Source organism: Paraglaciecola sp. 25GB23A (assembly GCF_040012495.1).
In the GTDB taxonomy this organism is placed as follows: domain Bacteria; phylum Pseudomonadota; class Gammaproteobacteria; order Enterobacterales; family Alteromonadaceae; genus Paraglaciecola.
In genome coordinates this window covers 250,324-268,071 of sequence record NZ_JBDYKM010000004.1, presented here as the reverse complement: position 1 = coordinate 268,071, position 17,748 = coordinate 250,324, and the positions used below count along the sequence as shown (strand labels likewise).

Genomic DNA, 17,748 nt, shown 5'->3' with positions numbered 1-17,748 from the left:
TTTTCTTAATCACTACCGCATCCTACATGATAGGATCGCAGTTATACAAGCCTGTTAAAATAATCCTGACACATAATGATTATCCTTATTTGTCGGGCTTAATTATTAACAAGACCAAGATAGCGACGTTTGGCTTGAAATCAGGTCGCTTGAACAAGCAAATTTCATTTTTATAAGTGATTAGATTTAAGGGTTAATCAGTGGATTTAGTGTTTAGTATTGTTAACAATCAGTTTTTTCTTACTTTTTTCATCCCCTTCGTGGCGCTGACTATTAAATATACCTTGGTGAGTTGGTGTCGTCGCCGTGCTAAAAGCAAAGATGATGACAAGCGCGACTTAATTAATAATATTAAAAACTTTATTAATTTTACCCTGATTGTTTCTTTGTTGGCGGTTTGGGCGCCAGAATTACAAAAATTCGCCCTATCGATCGCAGCCTTTGCGGTGGCTATTGTGCTTGCTACCCGCGAATTTATTCAGTGTGTTATTGGTTTTTTCTATTTACTGTCGACTCGCCCGTTTCGCATTGGTGATTGGATAGAGGTTGAAAATCAAGTGGGTGAGGTTTCTGCTACCGATTGGATCAAAACCACCCTGATCGAAGTGGCGCCACAAACTTATCAATACACCGGAAAAACGCTTTTTATTCCGAATAATAAGTTGATTGCTAGCCCGATTAAGAATTTCAATTTTCTAAAACGTTATGCCTCACATAAATTTTCGATTACCCGCGACCAAAGTGTTAATCCTTATGTTTTTTTGGCCCAACTGCAGGAAAATGCCCAAGAATATTGTGCCGATTTTTATGAGGTAGCTGCACGCTATAATCAAATGATTGAACGGCGTTTAGATGTCAATATTACTGGACCCGAGCCAGAAATTACCGTAACGACTTCGAATGTAGGTGATACGGTGGTGACTTTTACCTTATTTTGCCCCACGCAACGGGCGGCAGAACTTGAACGAGCATTGACCACTGATTTCATGAATTTATGGTTTGAACAACGTAAGCAAGCACTTACTCTTTAAGCTTTTTTGATAGCTAATACTGATAGGTGATGGCCCTTAGGTTGAAAGGCTAATACTCCAACTCCAATCCCAGCGGTGACAAGGTAATCGCGATGGGTTCGTTGCTGAGCAAGTTGAGGTCGAGTTGCTCAAAGTCGAGTAAAATGATGGGTGGCAGCGAGCGACTAATTGATTGCTTGACCACTTTAACCGCTTCTGTTGAATCAGACATATTATTTTGGGTGATAAAAAATTCATCCAATTGTGGACGATCAAATCGCAAGGTATTACTGACTGGTTGAAATGTGGCAGTGTCTTTAATCAGTCCATTGGCTTCCAAGCTCTGCCCTTGATACGTGACTTTGACTTGCAGTTTTATTTCAATTTCATTGTCAAGGTATCTAACGATAACCTTAGGATTATAAAAGGTCGCTTCGACGTCATCGTATTGGCGAACGATAGGAAAACGTTGCTGGATTTGCTTATTAAGTTGAACGGCCGTTACGGTAAATTGTTCTGCGTATGATATTGAGCTATTCAGCAGCAAATAAACTAATACACTACCGAGTAAATATTTCATTGCTACGACTTTATCCTCTTATGTTAAACCTAACGCGTGCTAATCACTGAAAAAGCACTTTTAATTATAGTAATAAGCTAGCACCATACTCATCATTTTAATAGTGATTTGAACGTGTTTACTTTGCACTACTAGCAAGTAAATGTAGAAATCGTAAGGAAAAGTAATGCCCGATACTTCCAGTGACAAAATATTTGTGGCAGGCCCTGATGGCCTGCTTTGGTGTTATATTATAGAGCCAGGAAAGACCAGTCAGTGTTGCTCATTTGAAGAGCTTTTAGCCTATCGTGGTCAGGGTTTTACCTGGATACATATGCAAAGCGACGAAGTTGAATCAGGCCTGACGCTGAGTCGTTTGGGGCTTAACAAGCCGCAAATAGATGCCCTTTGTGCCCTTGATACTAGACCCAAAGCGCAACAGTTTGACGATGGCATGTTGGTTTACCTGCGGGGCATCAACCGTAATCCTGAAGCTGATCCTGAAGACATGGTGTCGCTGCGCATGTGGGTGAAAGAAAATCAAATCATCTCATTGCGGCGCAAAGACCGGCGTTTATTGTCGATTTTAGATGTAAAAGAAAACCTTGAACGGGGCTTGGTACTTAATTCGCCAAATGAGCTGATGTTAAATATAGTGCGCCGCGTCACTGATCGTATCAGCGATACAGTAGATGAACTGGATGATGAGCTCACACAGTTCGAAGCCTTAGACGTACCGCAACATGAATCCCGCATTCGTTTGACGTGTGCAAGACGACAAGCGGCGGCTATTCGACGTTATCTGGCTCCTCAGCGGGATGCGCTTGATGCCATTACACGCATTTCTAAACATCTTAGTGATGAACAAATTCATAATCTGCGCCTCGAATACGATCGTATGACACGTTATGTGGAAGATTTAGACCTAGCCAAAGAACGCGCCATGGTGTTGCAAGATGAATTACGTAACCGCATTGCTGAACAACAAGGTATGCGCATGTACGTCTTGTCGCTGGTCACCGCCATCTTTCTACCGCTATCATTTTTAACCGGTATATTTGGCATGAATGTCGCCGGCTTACCCGGCACCGAAAACCCCATAGCGTTTACTTTGTTAGCTTTTAGCATGGTCGCCATTGCCATCGGTATTGGTGGCTACATGGTTTGGAAAAAGTGGATGTAAACAGGTTTTGTAAAAGGCCCTGGTCACCGGAGTTGGGGCCGAAAAATCAACAACAAATGTTGATTTTACAACAAATGCCCCCCTTGTAGGAGTTCCTTTAGGGACGAAAAAATCAAACACAGATGTTGATTTCTCAAACGATGTCCATTTCATCAACGAGGTTGATTGTTCGCAGCTAAAGCAGCTCCTACAAAAGCCCCCCCCTTGTAGGAGTTCCCGGTAACCGGCGTTGTTTAGGGACGAATAAAACAACAACAGATGTTGATTTCCCTGCACTGCCCCTCTATCAACCACCGATGTTGATTTACCATCAGCGTCTATTTATCAACTAGGATGATTGTTCGTAGGTAAAAGCTTCGCAGCTGAAGCAGCTCCTACAAGTGCCCTCCTCCTTGTAGGAGTTCCCGGTAACCGGCGTTGTTTAGGGACGAACAAATCAACAACAGATGTTGATTTCATAACCAATTCCAATTTATCAATGTATGGTTGATTTTTCGCAGCTGAAGCAGCTCCTACAAGCCCCCCTTCACACCGAACCTTTGGCGCATTCTTTATCGAGGTAATCGCTGTCGATATTAAATTGGCTTTGCAAGGTAGTGTAAACCGCGTCTGTTATTGCTTTTCCGGTGAGCTTGTCTTGGAGCCAGATATAACTTTTTCCGTCTTTGTCACGTCGTTGAATGGTGACAATTTGTCCGGCAGTTAAGGGGGCTTTGAGCATGATATAACTCCCTTGTCTGACGATACCGCCCCATTGTGTGCGATTTCTCAGGGCTGGGTTCATGTATGAATAATCGACGACTCGGATAAAAATGTCATGTGCTGCGGGTGAGAGGTTGCGATCAATTTCGGTGTAAGGGGCGAGATGCCGCTTGAAACACATTAGCTGCGCGACTTTTGTACCACTGTCGCTGTCTTGTTTAAAATTAATGAGGGTAGCGGAGTTGGCTTTAAGTTGTTCATTCCCCTGTAATCCTGCGCAACTCGATACACTTAGCGCCAGTGCTGCACTTATTATCAGTTTCCCTATCTGCATGTGATTGTTCCTTTTGTGGGTAATAGCGTTGTTGCACTCATTGATGGTTAATGTTTATCAAGATGAATGGCGCTTAGACTCAAGCTTAAAATACGTTATTTGCAACACGACTGACAAGCCTAAGTTCAACGAGACTTGTTGCGCTTAAAGGCAAACTTGGTTTCTTGTTTTTTACCATCGTCGTCGATAACAACAAAAACATGCAACTCGTCTGGGCTAACTAATTGATAAGTATAGCCATCAAAATAGGCGATATTTTTTTCAAGTTTAACCAGTTTAAATTCCATATATTGATCTTTTTCTTCCCAGCCCTTCAGGTCAGCTGAAAAATGTTTTAAGCGCAAGACTAGGCTGTTGTTTTGTTCAAACAGGGTAATGATTTCGTAAAAGTTTACCTGCTCGTCAGCGGCAAATTTAAAACTGGCCATCATGCTACCCGCTAGTGGAGCTGACCAAATTTCTTCTGCTTGGCCTCCCCATATTTCACCTTGCCAATATCCTTGCAGCCAACTGATATCACCTATTTTAGCCTGAGGAGAACCCTCTGATGCTTGGTAAGAATAGGTATTGGGAAATTGAGACGCGGCAAACAGTGTGTGGCTGAATACTAAACTTAGTAGAGTAAAAACAAGGATATGAACGTGTTTTAAAGGTGGTTTAATCATGCGCATTATATTTCCTTAGTGTTGCTTAGCTTTAATGTACAAACGAAGTGACGTATTTTCGACATAGCACTAGTTAAAATAAAACTAGCATTGCACCGAGTAAGTGTATTCAATTGTTAATAAATTGTAGGTTAAACTTTCTCGCTAAACTAGGTAGAAATAAGTATGGAAACACTATTATCACCCACTGACGGTGGTTATTTATTGCTGGTGGCCTTGGCTGCTGTTGCTGCTTTATTGTGGCTGATTGTATTTGTTAGATTACACGCTTTTGTTGCCCTTTGCTTAGTCAGTTTAGCAACAGCCTTGGCTGCAGGCATCGCTATAGATGCTGTTGTGCCCACCTTATTATCTAGTTTTGGCGGTACTCTAGCTTCAGTTGCATTGCTCGTAGGTTTGGGGGCGATGATTGGTAAATTGCTGGAGGCCTCGGGCGGGGCGCAAGTATTGGCGGATAAATTAATCAGTTTGTTTGGCCCAAGTAAGGCGCCACTGGCTCTTGGGGTTGCGTCTTTATGTTTTGGCTTTCCGATCTTTTTCGATGCTGGTTTGATCGTGATGATGCCGATTATTTTTAGTGTTGCGCGGCGTTTTGGTGGTTCGATTTTAACTTATGCCTTGCCTGCTGCGGGTGCGTTTGCAGTCATGCATGCCTTTGTGCCGCCTCATCCTGGACCTGTAGCCGCGGCTAATTTTCTCGGCGCTGATATGGGCTTGTTATTGTTAGTGGGCTTACTGATTGCGATACCGACTTGGTATTTAGGAGCTTATCTTTTTGGTCTGTATGCCGGTAAAAAATTCTTAGTTAATATACAAAATACTCTTTTTCAACCGAGTGCTGATGATCCCTCTTTACCTTTGCCGGCTTTTTCTCAAGTCATCATTATCTTGTTGTTGCCCATCTTGTTGATATTTCTCGATACGGGTTTAAATACCTTACTCTTGGCTGGGGTTATTGAGAGTGACTCAGTTTTAATTGATACGTTACGCCTCTTGGGTAAAACCCCTGTCGCTCTGCTCATTACCTTAATCATGTGTTTATTAGTATTTCGTGCACGATTTGGTATGAAAAAAATGGAACAGATATGCAGTGATTCATTAGCGCCGATATGTGGCGTAATTTTAGTCACGGGCGCTGGTGGGATGTTCGGGGGCGTGCTACGTGCGAGTGGCATCGGTGACGCCTTAGCGGCCCTATTAAGTGATATTGGATTACCTCTTATCGTTGCTGCCTTTGTGATTTCTGCTTGTCTAAGGGTTGCCCAAGGCTCAGCTACGGTGGCCTTAACCACCACGGCTGCACTAATGGCGCCTACTGTCTTGCAAACTACCGGACTGTCGCCTATAGATTTGTGCTGTATTGTTATCGCTATCGCGGGTGGTGCAACGGTATTGTCGCATTTTAATGATTCGGGCTTTTGGCTGGTCAGCCGCCTGTTTAACATGGATGAAAGCACCACACTGAAAACGTGGACAGTAATGGAAACATTATTAGGCACCATTGCTTTTGTCATCGCGTATTTAATAAGTTGGGTATTTTAGGGGGTAGGTGCTAGTTGCTAAGTGCGGGGTGCGAGTAAGAGCTTTTTACCAACGAGGACAATGGGTGCTGCGCATTGGGTGTCGCACATCGGTGGTCGGTATGTTCAGCTGCGAAGAATCAACCATCATTGATAAATGGACGCTGATGTTAAATCAACATCTGTTGTTGATTTGTTCGCAGCTAAAGCAGCTCCTACAAGGGGGGGGCTTTTTGTAGGAGCTGCCGGTGACCGGCTCAGTTCAGCTGCGAAGAATCAACCATCATTGATAAAATGGATATTGGTTGTGAAATCAACATTTGTTGTTGATTGGTTCGTTCGTCCCTAAAGGAACTCCTACAAAGGGGGGGACTTGTAGGAGCTGCTTCAGCTGCGAACCGTGGTGATAAATCAACCTAGTTGATAAACGGGCAATGGTTGTCAAATCAACATCTTTGCTTGCTCTAAACCCTACTAAGGGCGGTTTTTACGTCCTCTGGGGTCATGGGTATTTTGCGTAAACGAATGCCTACTGCCTGATAGATTGCATTGGCGATGGCTGGTGCAACTGGGGTTGTAGCAGGTTCGCCTAAGCCAGCAGGTGCTGCTGTGTTGGGGATGAACTCAATCTTAACCTCAGGAGTTTGGCTTAAACGTAATGGCGTGTAGGTGTCAAAATTAGCGTCTTTCACCTTGCCATTTACAAACTCGGTACCTTCATACAAGGCCATGGATAAGCCCCATAAAGCAGCGCCTTGGCACTGGGCTTCGGCACCATTGGGATCAACAACAATCCCGGCGTCTACTACAACATGGAGTTTTTGTACCTTAACGATACCGGTACTTTTGTTGACATGTACTTGCACGGCAACCGCAACCCAAGTGGGCATATTGCGTTCTTGACCGAAGGTTGAGGCAAGACCTAAACCGGTATCAGCGGCTTGTGGCTGGCCCCAGCCTATTAGGTCAGCGGCGCGTTGCAATACAGCTGCTTGACGTGCAGCGCCTCCAATAGATATTGGCTCTACACCTGCGTTGCGACCCTCTGCAATCAGCTTATCTAAGCGAAAGGTCAGTGGGTCTGCACCTATATGATGAGCGGCCTCATCCATAAAACTTTCTAGGGCCCAGTTTGTCCAACCGGGGCCAACCGAGCGTAACCAGCCTGGTCTAAAAGACTTATTGGCTAGTTCGTTTGATATAGCTCGAACTTTTTGTGCACCAACGCTATACCAGTGATCTGCTCCTGAAATTGAAAAGGGATCAAATGACTCGCCATTGATACCTTTGGGCATAAACGCCGGTACCATGACTTTGGTGGGCCAGCCTGCTGTTGCATGATGTTCCATCGCACTGACTTTGTTGTCTTGGTCAAAAGCCATTTTAAGCAGTTGCACCGAGGACGAACGTGGGCTGTCAAACTGAAAATCTTCTGTGCGCAACAGCACCATTTTAACCGGTTTACCGCCTAAGGCTTTAGACGCTAATGCTGCCGGAACCGTATAGTCGCCGTTAAGTCTGCGACCAAAACCACCACCGAGTAGATAACTCCGCATGATGATGTCGTTTTCCTTGACCCCTAATGCACTGGCTAGCGAGGGTAGGGTCAACGATTGCCATTGGCAACCAGAATGGATTTCCCACACCTTGTCGCTATTTTGAAAGGCTAGGGCATTGACCGGCTCCATTTGCGCGTGGAGTACGGTATGGGTTGTGTATTCTTGGGTGAGCGTTGAGCTCGCTTGTTCAAAAGCCGCAGCGGTGTCGCTGTTGCCAGTATCGAGGATCGCGCCTTGGCTTGCATCCTGAATTAACTTGCGGCCTTCGGCCATAAAATCTGACTCAGACACATAAGCCGCAGCACCAGCTTGCCAGCTGACTTTGACTTTTTTCGCGGCTTTTTGCGCAGCATAAAAGCTGCTTGCAATCACCATTACCCAACCGGGAACGGTATCGCTAGGATCCTCTAAGATCAGAGTTTGTTGATAGCCTTTTATCGATTTGGCGGCACTATCATCAAGGGTGGATACTTTTGAGCCATTGCGAGTAGGGGGCAGTATTGGGCAACCGTAGACCATGCCCTCGATTTTGGCATCGATACCGAAGATGGCTTTACCATTGGTTTTGTTAGTAATATCTAAAGAGGTAACTTGCTGGCCGACTAAGCTTAAATCTTTGTTAGGTTTTAAGGGTAAGGCCTTAAGTTCTTCTTCGCTAAATTGACGACTGAGCCCTTTGGCGACAAGATCACCATAGCTCAGGGTTTTTGTACCATAGACGACCTTACCCTTTTGTGCTTTACATTTACTGGCAGCTACGCCCCATTGTTTGGCGGCTGCTTCAATTAATGCAGTTTTACCCGCGGCACCGGCTTGACGATAGACGGGCCAGCTTTGCGACACAGACCAACTGCCGCCGGTGACCATATAACCCCATTTTTCATTACTATCAACATGGATAATTTCGATATCTTGCCAATCGGCTTCTAGTTCGTCCGCTAAAATACGTGCGATTGAGGTACCCACATGCTGGCCCATTTCTGCACGGATGATATTAACTTTTATTTTCCCCGCGCTATCAATGGAATACCACAGGGAGGGCTCGTATACGTCTGCTGCACTGGGTAATACCTCACCGTTTGGCGAGGCTGGGTCCATAGCTGCCCAAGAGCGTGGGAAACCAAAACTGACTCCGGTCGCCGTCATCGCAATTAAAAAGCCGCGACGGCTGATGCTGGATGAATCGCCTTGTTTATTGCCTAATTTACGCATGGCTGCTCTCCTTAGTGGCTGGTGCCCCAGTGGCTGCTGCCGCGTCATGGATAGCTTGGCGAATACGCACATAAGTCATGCAACGACAAAGGTTACCGCTCATTACCGCATCTATTTCTTCGTCACTGGGCGAGGGGATATCTTTTAGCAGGGCCGCGGCTTGCATTATTTGGCCTGATTGACAGTAACCACATTGGGGAACTTGCAATTGTTGCCACGCGACTTGTACAGGATGATCCCCTTGCTCAGACAAACCCTCGATGGTGGTAATATTAGCGCCTTCCACAGCGACGACTGGCGTGATACACGAGCGCGTCGCTCTACCACCAACGTGCACAGTACAAGCACCACAGGTGCCTATACCACAACCAAACTTGGTGCCGGTTAAACCTAATTCATCACGGATAACCCATAACAAGGGGGTATCATTTTCCACATCAGCGGTCATCGTTTTACCGTTTAACTTAAATGTTGCCATAATTTGTTTCTCCGCGAACTTACTGTGCAAACTGGGGTTGGTTTCTGACTTCACCCACTTTACTGATTAGATTGGGCCATGCTTTTTCACCGGCTGATTGACGCAGGTAGCCCGCAATTAGCGCAATATCCTCATCACTGAATGCCTCTCGATAGGCTGGCATAACGATGCCCTTAAGACCTTGGTCAGCATGAAAGCCATCCAGGATAACGTTGATTAAATTAGTCGGTTCAGCCAAATGCAATGATGAGCCAAGACTGAGTAAGGGACGACCTTTTACTATATCTTGCCCACTGTAATGACAAGACTGACAAGCAACTGCATACAAATTAGCGCCTTGATCGAGTCGTAAGTCGGGAAGTGTTTGTTGTGCATCGATAGCGCTGATTAATTGTGAGTTGGCGGTAAAATCTTGATCACTATTAACCCCCGCTACATTGGCAAAATAAATACTAATTGCCATCACATCGCTATCACTTAATGCAGACATACCATCGTGCACAACCGGTGCCATTGGACCAGCCGCACTGTCATGATAAGGAGAGTTACCGGTAGTTAAATATTCGAATATATCTTGGGCTCGCCATGGCAAGGGAGCCGGATTAGTTGTGGTTAACGATGGAGCTATCCAGCCATCAATCGCTGCGCCAGCATACATATTGTCGCGTTTTTCAGCGCCCACGGCATTGCGCGGTGTATGACAAGCGCCGCAATGGGATACCCCTTCAGCTAGGTAAGCGCCCCGATTCCACTCAGGTGACTTGGCTGATTGCGCAACAAAGGGAGCGGTATCAGCAAACAGTAATTTCCAGCCTGCCTGTAACCAACGTATGTTGAGGGGAAAGGGAATGGCATTGTCTTTTTTGAGCTGATTAACTGCTGGGATTGAGGTCATAATATAAGCATAAATGGCTTTGATATCGGCATCGCTCATCTTATTAAAATGCTCATAAGGGAAGGCGGGCAATAGATGATGACCATCTTGACTGACACCACTGCGCATTGCTCGCTCGAAAGCTTCTAAAGACCAAGAGCCAATGCCGGTTTCTTTATCAGGGGTGATATTGCTCGTATAAATAGTGCCAAATTCGGTATGCATGGCATAATTTCCCGCATACAACTGACCATCTGCTGGCGTATGACAGGTGCTGCAATAGCCAGCGGCGGCCAGTATTCTGCCCTCGACTATTTCTTCGGAGGTAAATTGGGCATTGTCGGGAGATGAAATCGGCTCGATGGGAGAATGCCAAGCATATAGGCTGAATAAACCCACCCCGGCAATAAGCACTAAACTGACGATAAGACGTTTTTGCATAGTATATAAGCCTTGTTGTGAATAATTTTATTAGTAGACAGGTGGGTATTGACAATTTTATCTGAGCACAAGCAAACGTTACGACGTGATCCTTTGGTTTTATGAGCGAAAACCCAACCTTGGCTATTTACCCTAATACTAAGTGCATGAAATATCCAGTCATTCATTAAAGTAAGCAAATTTAATTAACATCTTAAGTTCAAGTTGAATCTATTGTTTTGTGCTACGGCCTCTGTCATCGCGTGTTTGATGAGTTTGGTAATTTAGATGCGATATGAAAGTGTTCGTCCCTAAAGGAACTCCTACAAGGGTGGGGCTTTTTGTAGGAGCTGCTCCGTAACGGATGTTATCAGCTGCGAAAAATCAACAATACATTGATAAATTGGATATTGGTTGTGAAATCAACATTTGTTGTTGATTGGTTCGGCCCTAAAGAGCCTCCTACAAAGTCGATGATTTGGGCTTTTTAATCATTAACCATACGGCTAACATCACCATCGTTAAACCTGCAAAATGATAAAGCGTAAAGGCCTCATTTAGCCAAAAAACCGCGACCATTGAGGTAATCACCGGCCCACATGTGCCAATTACGCTTGTGCGTTCTGGGCCCATTCTATTTATGGCTTCGGCTACTAAAAATGATGGAATAACGGTGGCGAATAACGCGATAGCTGCGCACCATAGTAATGCCTCAGTACCCACATTAAGTTCATCAAAACTATGGCTAAAACTAAAGTGCAGCAAGATCACCACGCTTGCAGACAACATAGCCAAGCAGGTAAACATCATACTGCCTACTCTAGTCATGAGTGGTTTGCTCCATAAGGTATAAATGGCAAAACTGACGGCACTAATAAACACCAATACGCTACCAAACAGCACTTCGTCACCCAAGGTGGCCATATCGTGAGCAAAAATTAATAATATGCCCGCATAAGATAAACCTAGAATGAGCCAGATATTGCGTGGCATGGGCGTATTAAATACCCAGCGTGAGAGCAATACTACGATAGTTGGAAAGCAAAACAGCACCACTCTTTCTAGTTGGGCGCTGATATACTGCAAAGCCCATAAATCAAGAAAACTGGCGATGTAATAACCCAAAATACCTAAGCCTGAAATGAATAGTAGGTTATTTTTATATAGTCCATGCAACTGAGTATTCTTGCGCCACAAGATGCACCCGATAACTAAATAAACGGGACCTGCAAACAACATGCGCAAAGCAATAAGTTGGCTGCTATCGATACCCAGTAAATATAATTGTTTAACCAAAATCGGTTTCATAGAAAATAAAAAGGTACCAGCAAGAGCAAGCAGTAATGCAGATAAATAAGAGGCTGGATGATGGGTGTTCATTTAATCTATCTCATTAGTTTGCCCATAAAAAACGACCCTATTGGGTCGTTTATATAAACACCAAAAGGCTCGTTACAAGACTAGGCCTGTTGCCACTGTGGGCGGCTGTTTTCAAAGGCGGTAATCTTGTCATTCAGTTCAAGGGTTAAGCCTATAGCGTCTAAACCTTTTAGCAAGTTGGTTTTGTGCTGGTGGGCAATATCAAAATGAAAACTAAGGGCATTCACTTTAACAGTCTGCTCTTGCAAATTAATCGTTACTTCTGCATTGGCATCGGCTTCGACTAAAGCAAAAAGTTGATCAATTTCATCGCTGGCTAATTGCACCGGTAATAATTGGTTATTAATGCAGTTGCCATAAAAAATATCAGCAAAGCTGGTGGCGATAACGACTTTAAATCCATAGTCGGCTAGGGCCCAAGGTGCGTGTTCGCGACTTGAACCACAACCAAAGTTTTCACGGGTCAATAAGACACTGGCACCTTGATATTCAGGGTTATTTAAGGCGAATTCGGGGTTCAATACTTGCTCATGTTGATCCAAATAACGCCAATCGTGAAACAAATGTTTGCCATAGCCAGTGCGGGTGACCGCAGTTAAAAATTGTTTAGGGATAATTTGGTCAGTATCGACATTGGCTTGATTCAAGGGCGCGATGCGACCGCTATGAATGTTGATACTCATTTCAGTTGTTTGCATATTCAATTCCTTAGCTATTGATAGTCGCGTACGTCGGCAAAATGACCGGCTAATGCCGCTGCTGCTGCCATGGCGGGGCTGACTAAGTGAGTCCGTGCGCCGCGGCCTTGACGACCTTCAAAGTTACGGTTGCTGGTAGACGCACAACGATCACCTGCGAGCAAAATATCGTCGTTCATGCCCAAACACATTGAGCAGCCAGGCAAACGCCATTCAAAACCTGCATCGATAAATATTTTATCGAGTTGCTCAGCTTCGGCCTGTTGTTTAACGGCAACAGAGCCAGGCACCACGATAGCGGTTACGCCTTTGGCTACTTTGCCTTGTTTAGCAATGGCAGCTGCGGCACGCATATCTTCGATACGACCATTGGTGCACGAACCAATAAAGACATTGTTTACCGCTAAGTCTGATAACTTTTGACCTGGGTTTAAACCCATATATTTAAGGGCTTTAACCGCTGAATCTTGATCAATAGGATCACTAAAGTCTTGAGGAGCAGGCACTGGGTGATTGACTCCGATAACTTGACCTGGATTAGTCCCCCAGGTCACTTGGGGAGTGATTTCTTTGGCATTTAATTCCACTATGGTATCAAATACGGCGTCGTCGTCAGATTTTAAGCTCTGCCAGTAGGTAAGAGCCTGCTGCCAATTATCGCCTTGAGGCGCATATTCACGACCTTGTACATAGTCGAAAGTAGTTTGATCCGGGGCAATGAGTCCGGCTTTGGCACCGGCTTCTATGCTCATATTGCACACTGTCATGCGCTCTTCCATGCTCAAACCTTGAATCGCTTCGCCAGTATATTCAATAACATAACCGGTAGCACCGGCATGACCAATTTTACCAATAATCGCAAGTATCAAATCTTTGGCCGTAATACCAATTGGCAAAGCGCCATTGACTTGTACTTTCATACTTTTGGCTTTGCTTTGTTTTAAGGTTTGGGTAGCAAATACATGTTCAACTTGCGAGGTACCAATACCAAAAGCGAGTGCACCAAAGGCGCCATGGGTGGCGGTGTGAGAATCGCCACATACCACTGTCATACCAGGCTGAATTAAGCCTAGTTCTGGGCCCATAACATGCACAATACCTTGTTTTTGATGACCGACTGGGAATAATTCAATGCCGTGTTTCGCACAGTTATCGGCCAAGGTTTGGAGTTGTAATTTGTTGGTTGGGCCACAAGCATCGATAGCTAATGAACGGGTAGAAATACTATGATCCATGGTCGCAAAAGTGCGTTGTGGGCAGCGAACTTTGCGGCCTTTCATATCAAGCCCTGCAAAGGCTTGAGGTGTGGTCACTTCATGAATAAGGTGACGGTCGATATAAATTAAGCCTTCTTCGCCGGTCGCTGAGGCTTGTTGAGAATCTATGATATGGGCTTGCCATATCTTGTCATATAAAGTTGTTGCCATATTTATTTACTCTTTACTCAATTTTTAATGTCTTGGCGTTCTTGGGCGTAAACTACGCTAATAAACTGACAATATAATCACCAACTTCGCTGGTGGACTTGGCTAAATGACGATGCTCTTTAGCCAGTAATTCGCCGGTCAGAATGCCATCTGCCAGAGTTTGTAATACGGCTTGATCAATTGCGTCGGCTGCTGCTATTTCGTTCAAGCTAAAGCGCAATAACATCGACGCAGATAAAATTTGTGCAATTGGGTTAGCGATGCCTTGGCCAGCTATGTCAGGGGCAGAACCACCGGCGGGTTCAAATAAACCAAAACCGCTGCCGTTGATACTGGCAGAGGGCAATAAACCCATAGAGCCGGTGATCATGGCACATTCGTCAGAAATGATGTCGCCAAATAAATTCGAACACAGCATCACGTCAAAGCTGCTGGGAGCGCGCAAGAGTTGCATGGTCGCATTGTCGATATAGATATGTTCCAAGGTGACATCAGGATAGTCTAAGGCGACCTCTTCGGTGACTTCTCGCCACAAACGGCTGCATACCAATACGTTAGCTTTATCTACCGAGGTGACTTTTTTGCCACGTTTAAGGGCGGCTTCAAAGGCACTAATAGCAATTCGACGAATTTCACGGCGGCTATAGCGCATAGTATCAAAGGCGTTTTGTTCTTCACCTTCGCCTTCTATACCCTTAGGTTTACCAAAATAAATACCACTGGTGAGCTCGCGAATAACCAAGACATCAAAACCACTTGCTGCAATATCTGCCCGCAAAGGTGATAGCGCTTCAAGGCCTGGGTAGATTTTAGCCGGGCGCAGGTTACTAAATAGATCAAAATGGCCGCGTAAAGCGAGCAGGGCGGCACGCTCTGGGCGCTGCTCTAAGGGTAAGGCATCCCATTTTGGACCGCCAATTGAGCCAAATAAGATAGCATCAGCAGCTTCGCAGCCTTTGAGTGTGGCGTCGGGTAGGGCATGACCGTGATTATCAATGGCGATGCCACCGACATCAAATTCACTTAATTTAAAGTCGATTTTGAATTTAGTGCTGACCGCGGCCAATACTTTTTTGGCTTCGTGCATGACTTCTGGGCCAATACCATCACCGGCCAATACTGCGATTTTATACTCAGACATTGTGTTCTATACCCCTGCTATCTTTACTTGTTTTTTTTGATGGTCTATTTGATCGGCCAAGTGGGTGTTATTTAATACATAAATCAATGCTTTAACCCCTGATTCAACAATATCTGTGGCCAGTCCGATACCGTTAAAACGCCGACCATTATATTCTGCAATCACACTTACTTGTGCAAGAGCATTGGCGCCTTCCCCTTTTGAATCGAGCTTGAAGTCGACGATATCGATGCGGTTATGGCCAAGTATCTTAGTTATCGCATTGTAGGCTGCATCGACTGGACCGTTGCCAATGGCGGTTTCGGTGACTTCTTTGTCGCCGACCAATAAACTCACGGTTGCACTAGGAATGATTTCTTTACCTGATGAAGCGTGCAAATATTTTAGCTCGTAATAGGCGTGGTCGTGTTTTTGCTGACTAAAAAACAACAAGGCTTCTAAATCATAGTCAAACACTTGGCCTTTTTTATCCGCTAATTTTACAAAGGATTCGTAAACGGTTTCTAAGTCAAAATCACTTTCTTTGTAACCCAACTCCATCAAGCGATGTTTAATAACATGGCGACCTGAGCGAGAGGTTAAATTCAAATTATTTTTATTAATACCCACACTTTCAGGTGTCATGATCTCATAGGTATTTTGCGCTTTTAAGACTCCATCTTGGTGAATGCCTGAAGAGTGACTAAAGGCATTTGCGCCGACAATGGCCTTATTAGCTTGCACCGGCATATTACATAAGTTACTGACTAACTTAGAGGTGCGTGAAATCTCTTGGCTGCGGATATTGGTGGTTAAACCTAATAGGCCGTGGCGGGTTTGTAAAATCATGGCAATTTCTTCAAGAGAACAATTACCTGCTCGCTCACCCAAGCCGTTGATAGTGGCCTCTACCTGACGGGCGCCTTGTTCAACGGCGGCCAAAGAGTTGGCTACCGCCAAACCTAAATCATTATGGCAGTGCACAGAAATGATCGCTTTGTCGATATTCGGTACGCGGTTGAACAGGGTTTTAATGATGCCGCCAAACTCGGTTGGCGTGGTATAGCCGACGGTGTCGGGAATATTTACCGTAGTCGCACCCGCATTAATCGCGGCTTCAACCATACGGCATAAATAATCAATGTTAGTGCGCCCCGCATCTTCGCAAGAAAACTCCACATCGTTGGTGTATCGACGCGCTCGTTTGACTGCACGTACGGCCATTTCAACCACTTCGTCTTGTGACTTACGCAACTTTGCACCCACATGAATTTCAGAAGTAGCAATAAAGGTATGAATACGGAAATGATCAGCAACTTTTAGGGCTTCACCGCAGGCATCAATGTCTTTATCTAAGGCACGAGATAAGCCGCACACTGTGGCATTTTTAATTTCTCGAGCAATGGTTTGCACTGACTGAAAGTCGCCAGGTGAAGACACGGGAAAACCGGCCTCAATAATATCTACGCCAAGACGTTCGAGGGCCAGAGCAATTTTCAGTTTTTCTTTAACGCCTAAACTGGCAGGTAAGGCTTGTTCGCCGTCCCGCAAGGTTGTGTCGAAAATTTTGACTTGGTTTGACATACCTTTCCTTTTGCTCCGTGGTTGATGATGAATGATTACTTTGGGTCTATGTTTTTAAAACTTTACATACAAAAAACCCGTGCTGGGCACGGGCTTTGTAATACTTAAACTTGTTTAGTTTACTTACAACCTACCCGTGCAGTCTTGCTGCCAGAAGGAGTAGGATAGAGAGAAATAACGTTTTCATAAAGTGTTAGGTCTAATTTTATGCAAGTAAAGTTTCATTAAGGTATTTGTAACCTGTAAGGCCTTGTGGGTCAATACTAAAGCGGCAATAGAGTTATAACTTAATGATATAATTACGAAGATAAATACTTACTGCTCAACCAGTTCAACAAGCGGGCTGTTTATCGAAACGTTTGCCAGTTGATTGAAAATGACAGCATTAACTCGCGTAAGGTTAATAAGCGTGGTTGGCTGCGACCTTTGTGATTCCAACTATGCCCACAACAAGCAGCCGTTAAGACCCCTTTTGTTGGCTTGAGTAATTGTGTTTTTGCTGATTTGCTATCTGTTTGTATGGATAAAGATTTGCCATCTAGGCTAAACCAACCAAATTTATTTAAGTGTAATTTGGCCGCTTCAGTATCAATACGGTCGATGGAATCAAGTTCAATGTGTTCGACTCCCAGCTCATTCACATGCACAGAAGCGCAGACGCCTAATTCTAAAGGTCGATGGTACCAAGCCAGGGTTTTTTCGAAATCGAGTAATTTGGCTGGGCATTTAGCCGCTTGTTTCGCTTGCCAACTGGCATTATGAATATCGATTTCAAGTGGGGCTTGATGTTGCAGTAAATTATAGGCAGCACGTTTGATATGGTGTTTTAAACCACCTATTTGGCGCTGTAATAAACTGATATTATTGAGTTTTTGTTGACTTATATGTGTTAGTTCACGCTCATACAGCGCATTACACAACTCAGCAAAATGCAGCTGACGAAGATCGTCAGAAAAAATATTAACTTGGCGCTTGTCGATGTGCTGCATAAAAATAGCTGACCGGCATTCAACCGGTCAGCAA

Annotated in this window: 15 protein-coding genes; 3 read left to right on the top strand and 12 right to left on the bottom strand. The window is 44.7% G+C overall.

Annotated features, from left to right (window positions below; translation table 11 throughout):
- Positions 1 to 200 precede the first annotated feature (200 nt).
- The gene (locus tag ABKW31_RS10335; protein WP_348616263.1) at positions 201 to 1,031 is read left to right on the top strand and encodes a mechanosensitive ion channel family protein; all 831 of its coding nucleotides are present in this window, start codon (positions 201 to 203) and stop codon (positions 1,029 to 1,031) included.
- Positions 1,032 to 1,080: 49 nt separating this feature from the next.
- Here ABKW31_RS10335 and ABKW31_RS10330 read toward each other — a convergent pair whose 3' ends face one another.
- Positions 1,081 to 1,590: a hypothetical protein gene (locus ABKW31_RS10330; RefSeq protein WP_348616262.1), complete on the bottom strand. Its 510-nt coding sequence runs from the start codon at positions 1,588 to 1,590 to the stop codon at positions 1,081 to 1,083.
- Between the two features lie 166 nt (positions 1,591 to 1,756).
- Between ABKW31_RS10330 and ABKW31_RS10325 the strand changes: the two genes are divergently transcribed.
- The gene (locus ABKW31_RS10325) at positions 1,757 to 2,752 is read left to right on the top strand and encodes a CorA family divalent cation transporter (protein ID WP_348616261.1); all 996 of its coding nucleotides are present in this window, start codon (positions 1,757 to 1,759) and stop codon (positions 2,750 to 2,752) included.
- A 526-nt stretch (positions 2,753 to 3,278) separates the two neighbouring features.
- Here the strand turns inward: ABKW31_RS10325 and ABKW31_RS10320 are convergent.
- Both ABKW31_RS10320 and ABKW31_RS10315 read right to left on the bottom strand, forming a co-directional pair.
- A complete protein-coding gene (locus ABKW31_RS10320) occupies positions 3,279 to 3,788 on the bottom strand; it encodes a hypothetical protein (RefSeq protein ID WP_348616260.1) in 510 nt (169 codons plus the stop codon).
- A gap of 125 nt (positions 3,789 to 3,913) precedes the next feature.
- Positions 3,914 to 4,459: a DUF6265 family protein gene (locus ABKW31_RS10315; protein ID WP_348616259.1), complete on the bottom strand. Its 546-nt coding sequence runs from the start codon at positions 4,457 to 4,459 to the stop codon at positions 3,914 to 3,916.
- A gap of 159 nt (positions 4,460 to 4,618) precedes the next feature.
- On the opposite strand from ABKW31_RS10315, the gene ABKW31_RS10310 reads away from it, so the two are divergent.
- A complete protein-coding gene (locus ABKW31_RS10310; RefSeq protein ID WP_348616258.1) occupies positions 4,619 to 5,995 on the top strand; it encodes a GntP family permease in 1,377 nt (458 codons plus the stop codon).
- 442 nt (positions 5,996 to 6,437) lie between these two features.
- Here ABKW31_RS10310 and ABKW31_RS10305 read toward each other — a convergent pair whose 3' ends face one another.
- From ABKW31_RS10305 to ABKW31_RS10265, 9 genes are all read right to left on the bottom strand, one after another.
- On the bottom strand, positions 6,438 to 8,744 hold the full coding sequence (locus ABKW31_RS10305; RefSeq protein ID WP_348616257.1) for a molybdopterin cofactor-binding domain-containing protein: 2,307 nt from the start codon (positions 8,742 to 8,744) through the stop codon (positions 6,438 to 6,440).
- A complete protein-coding gene (locus ABKW31_RS10300; protein WP_348616256.1) occupies positions 8,737 to 9,222 on the bottom strand; it encodes a (2Fe-2S)-binding protein in 486 nt (161 codons plus the stop codon). The genes ABKW31_RS10305 and ABKW31_RS10300 overlap by 8 nt, the downstream gene beginning before the upstream one ends.
- A 19-nt stretch (positions 9,223 to 9,241) precedes the next feature.
- A complete protein-coding gene (locus tag ABKW31_RS10295) occupies positions 9,242 to 10,537 on the bottom strand; it encodes a cytochrome c (RefSeq protein ID WP_348616255.1) in 1,296 nt (431 codons plus the stop codon).
- A gap of 441 nt (positions 10,538 to 10,978) precedes the next feature.
- On the bottom strand, positions 10,979 to 11,896 hold the full coding sequence (locus tag ABKW31_RS10290) for a DMT family transporter (RefSeq protein ID WP_348616254.1): 918 nt from the start codon (positions 11,894 to 11,896) through the stop codon (positions 10,979 to 10,981).
- Positions 11,897 to 11,976: 80 nt separating this feature from the next.
- The gene (leuD, locus tag ABKW31_RS10285; RefSeq protein ID WP_348616253.1) at positions 11,977 to 12,594 is read right to left on the bottom strand and encodes a 3-isopropylmalate dehydratase small subunit; all 618 of its coding nucleotides are present in this window, start codon (positions 12,592 to 12,594) and stop codon (positions 11,977 to 11,979) included.
- Between the two features lie 14 nt (positions 12,595 to 12,608).
- Positions 12,609 to 14,021, bottom strand: a complete 1,413-nt coding sequence (leuC, locus tag ABKW31_RS10280) for a 3-isopropylmalate dehydratase large subunit (RefSeq protein WP_348616252.1) — start codon at positions 14,019 to 14,021, stop codon at positions 12,609 to 12,611.
- 52 nt (positions 14,022 to 14,073) lie between these two features.
- Positions 14,074 to 15,162, bottom strand: coding sequence for a 3-isopropylmalate dehydrogenase (gene leuB / locus ABKW31_RS10275; RefSeq protein WP_348616251.1), 1,089 nt, complete (start codon positions 15,160 to 15,162; stop codon positions 14,074 to 14,076).
- A gap of 6 nt (positions 15,163 to 15,168) precedes the next feature.
- Positions 15,169 to 16,725 (bottom strand): 2-isopropylmalate synthase, encoded by a 1,557-nt coding sequence (gene leuA, locus ABKW31_RS10270; RefSeq protein ID WP_348616250.1) that lies wholly within the window; start codon positions 16,723 to 16,725, stop codon positions 15,169 to 15,171.
- A gap of 347 nt (positions 16,726 to 17,072) precedes the next feature.
- Positions 17,073 to 17,714 carry a hypothetical protein gene (locus ABKW31_RS10265; RefSeq protein WP_348616249.1) on the bottom strand — a complete coding sequence of 214 codons (642 nt, stop codon included), beginning with the start codon at positions 17,712 to 17,714 and terminating at the stop codon, positions 17,073 to 17,075.
- Between the last annotated feature and the right edge of the window lie 34 nt (positions 17,715 to 17,748).

What these genes read in the sequence shown, in the direction of transcription:
- ABKW31_RS10330 (WP_348616262.1), bottom strand. Translation starts at nt 1,590, where the DNA reads ATGAAATATTTACTCGGTAGTGTATTAGTTTATTTGCTGCTGAATAGC.
- ABKW31_RS10325 (WP_348616261.1), top strand. Translation starts at nt 1,757, where the DNA reads ATGCCCGATACTTCCAGTGACAAAATATTTGTGGCAGGCCCTGATGGC.
- ABKW31_RS10320 (WP_348616260.1), bottom strand. Translation starts at nt 3,788, where the DNA reads ATGCAGATAGGGAAACTGATAATAAGTGCAGCACTGGCGCTAAGTGTA.
- ABKW31_RS10315 (WP_348616259.1), bottom strand. Translation starts at nt 4,459, where the DNA reads ATGCGCATGATTAAACCACCTTTAAAACACGTTCATATCCTTGTTTTT.
- ABKW31_RS10310 (WP_348616258.1), top strand. Translation starts at nt 4,619, where the DNA reads ATGGAAACACTATTATCACCCACTGACGGTGGTTATTTATTGCTGGTG.
- ABKW31_RS10305 (WP_348616257.1), bottom strand. Translation starts at nt 8,744, where the DNA reads ATGCGTAAATTAGGCAATAAACAAGGCGATTCATCCAGCATCAGCCGT.
- ABKW31_RS10300 (WP_348616256.1), bottom strand. Translation starts at nt 9,222, where the DNA reads ATGGCAACATTTAAGTTAAACGGTAAAACGATGACCGCTGATGTGGAA.
- ABKW31_RS10295 (WP_348616255.1), bottom strand. Translation starts at nt 10,537, where the DNA reads ATGCAAAAACGTCTTATCGTCAGTTTAGTGCTTATTGCCGGGGTGGGT.
- ABKW31_RS10290 (WP_348616254.1), bottom strand. Translation starts at nt 11,896, where the DNA reads ATGAACACCCATCATCCAGCCTCTTATTTATCTGCATTACTGCTTGCT.
- leuD (WP_348616253.1), bottom strand. Translation starts at nt 12,594, where the DNA reads ATGCAAACAACTGAAATGAGTATCAACATTCATAGCGGTCGCATCGCG.
- leuC (WP_348616252.1), bottom strand. Translation starts at nt 14,021, where the DNA reads ATGGCAACAACTTTATATGACAAGATATGGCAAGCCCATATCATAGAT.
- leuB (WP_348616251.1), bottom strand. Translation starts at nt 15,162, where the DNA reads ATGTCTGAGTATAAAATCGCAGTATTGGCCGGTGATGGTATTGGCCCA.
- leuA (WP_348616250.1), bottom strand. Translation starts at nt 16,725, where the DNA reads ATGTCAAACCAAGTCAAAATTTTCGACACAACCTTGCGGGACGGCGAA.
- ABKW31_RS10265 (WP_348616249.1), bottom strand. Translation starts at nt 17,714, where the DNA reads ATGCAGCACATCGACAAGCGCCAAGTTAATATTTTTTCTGACGATCTT.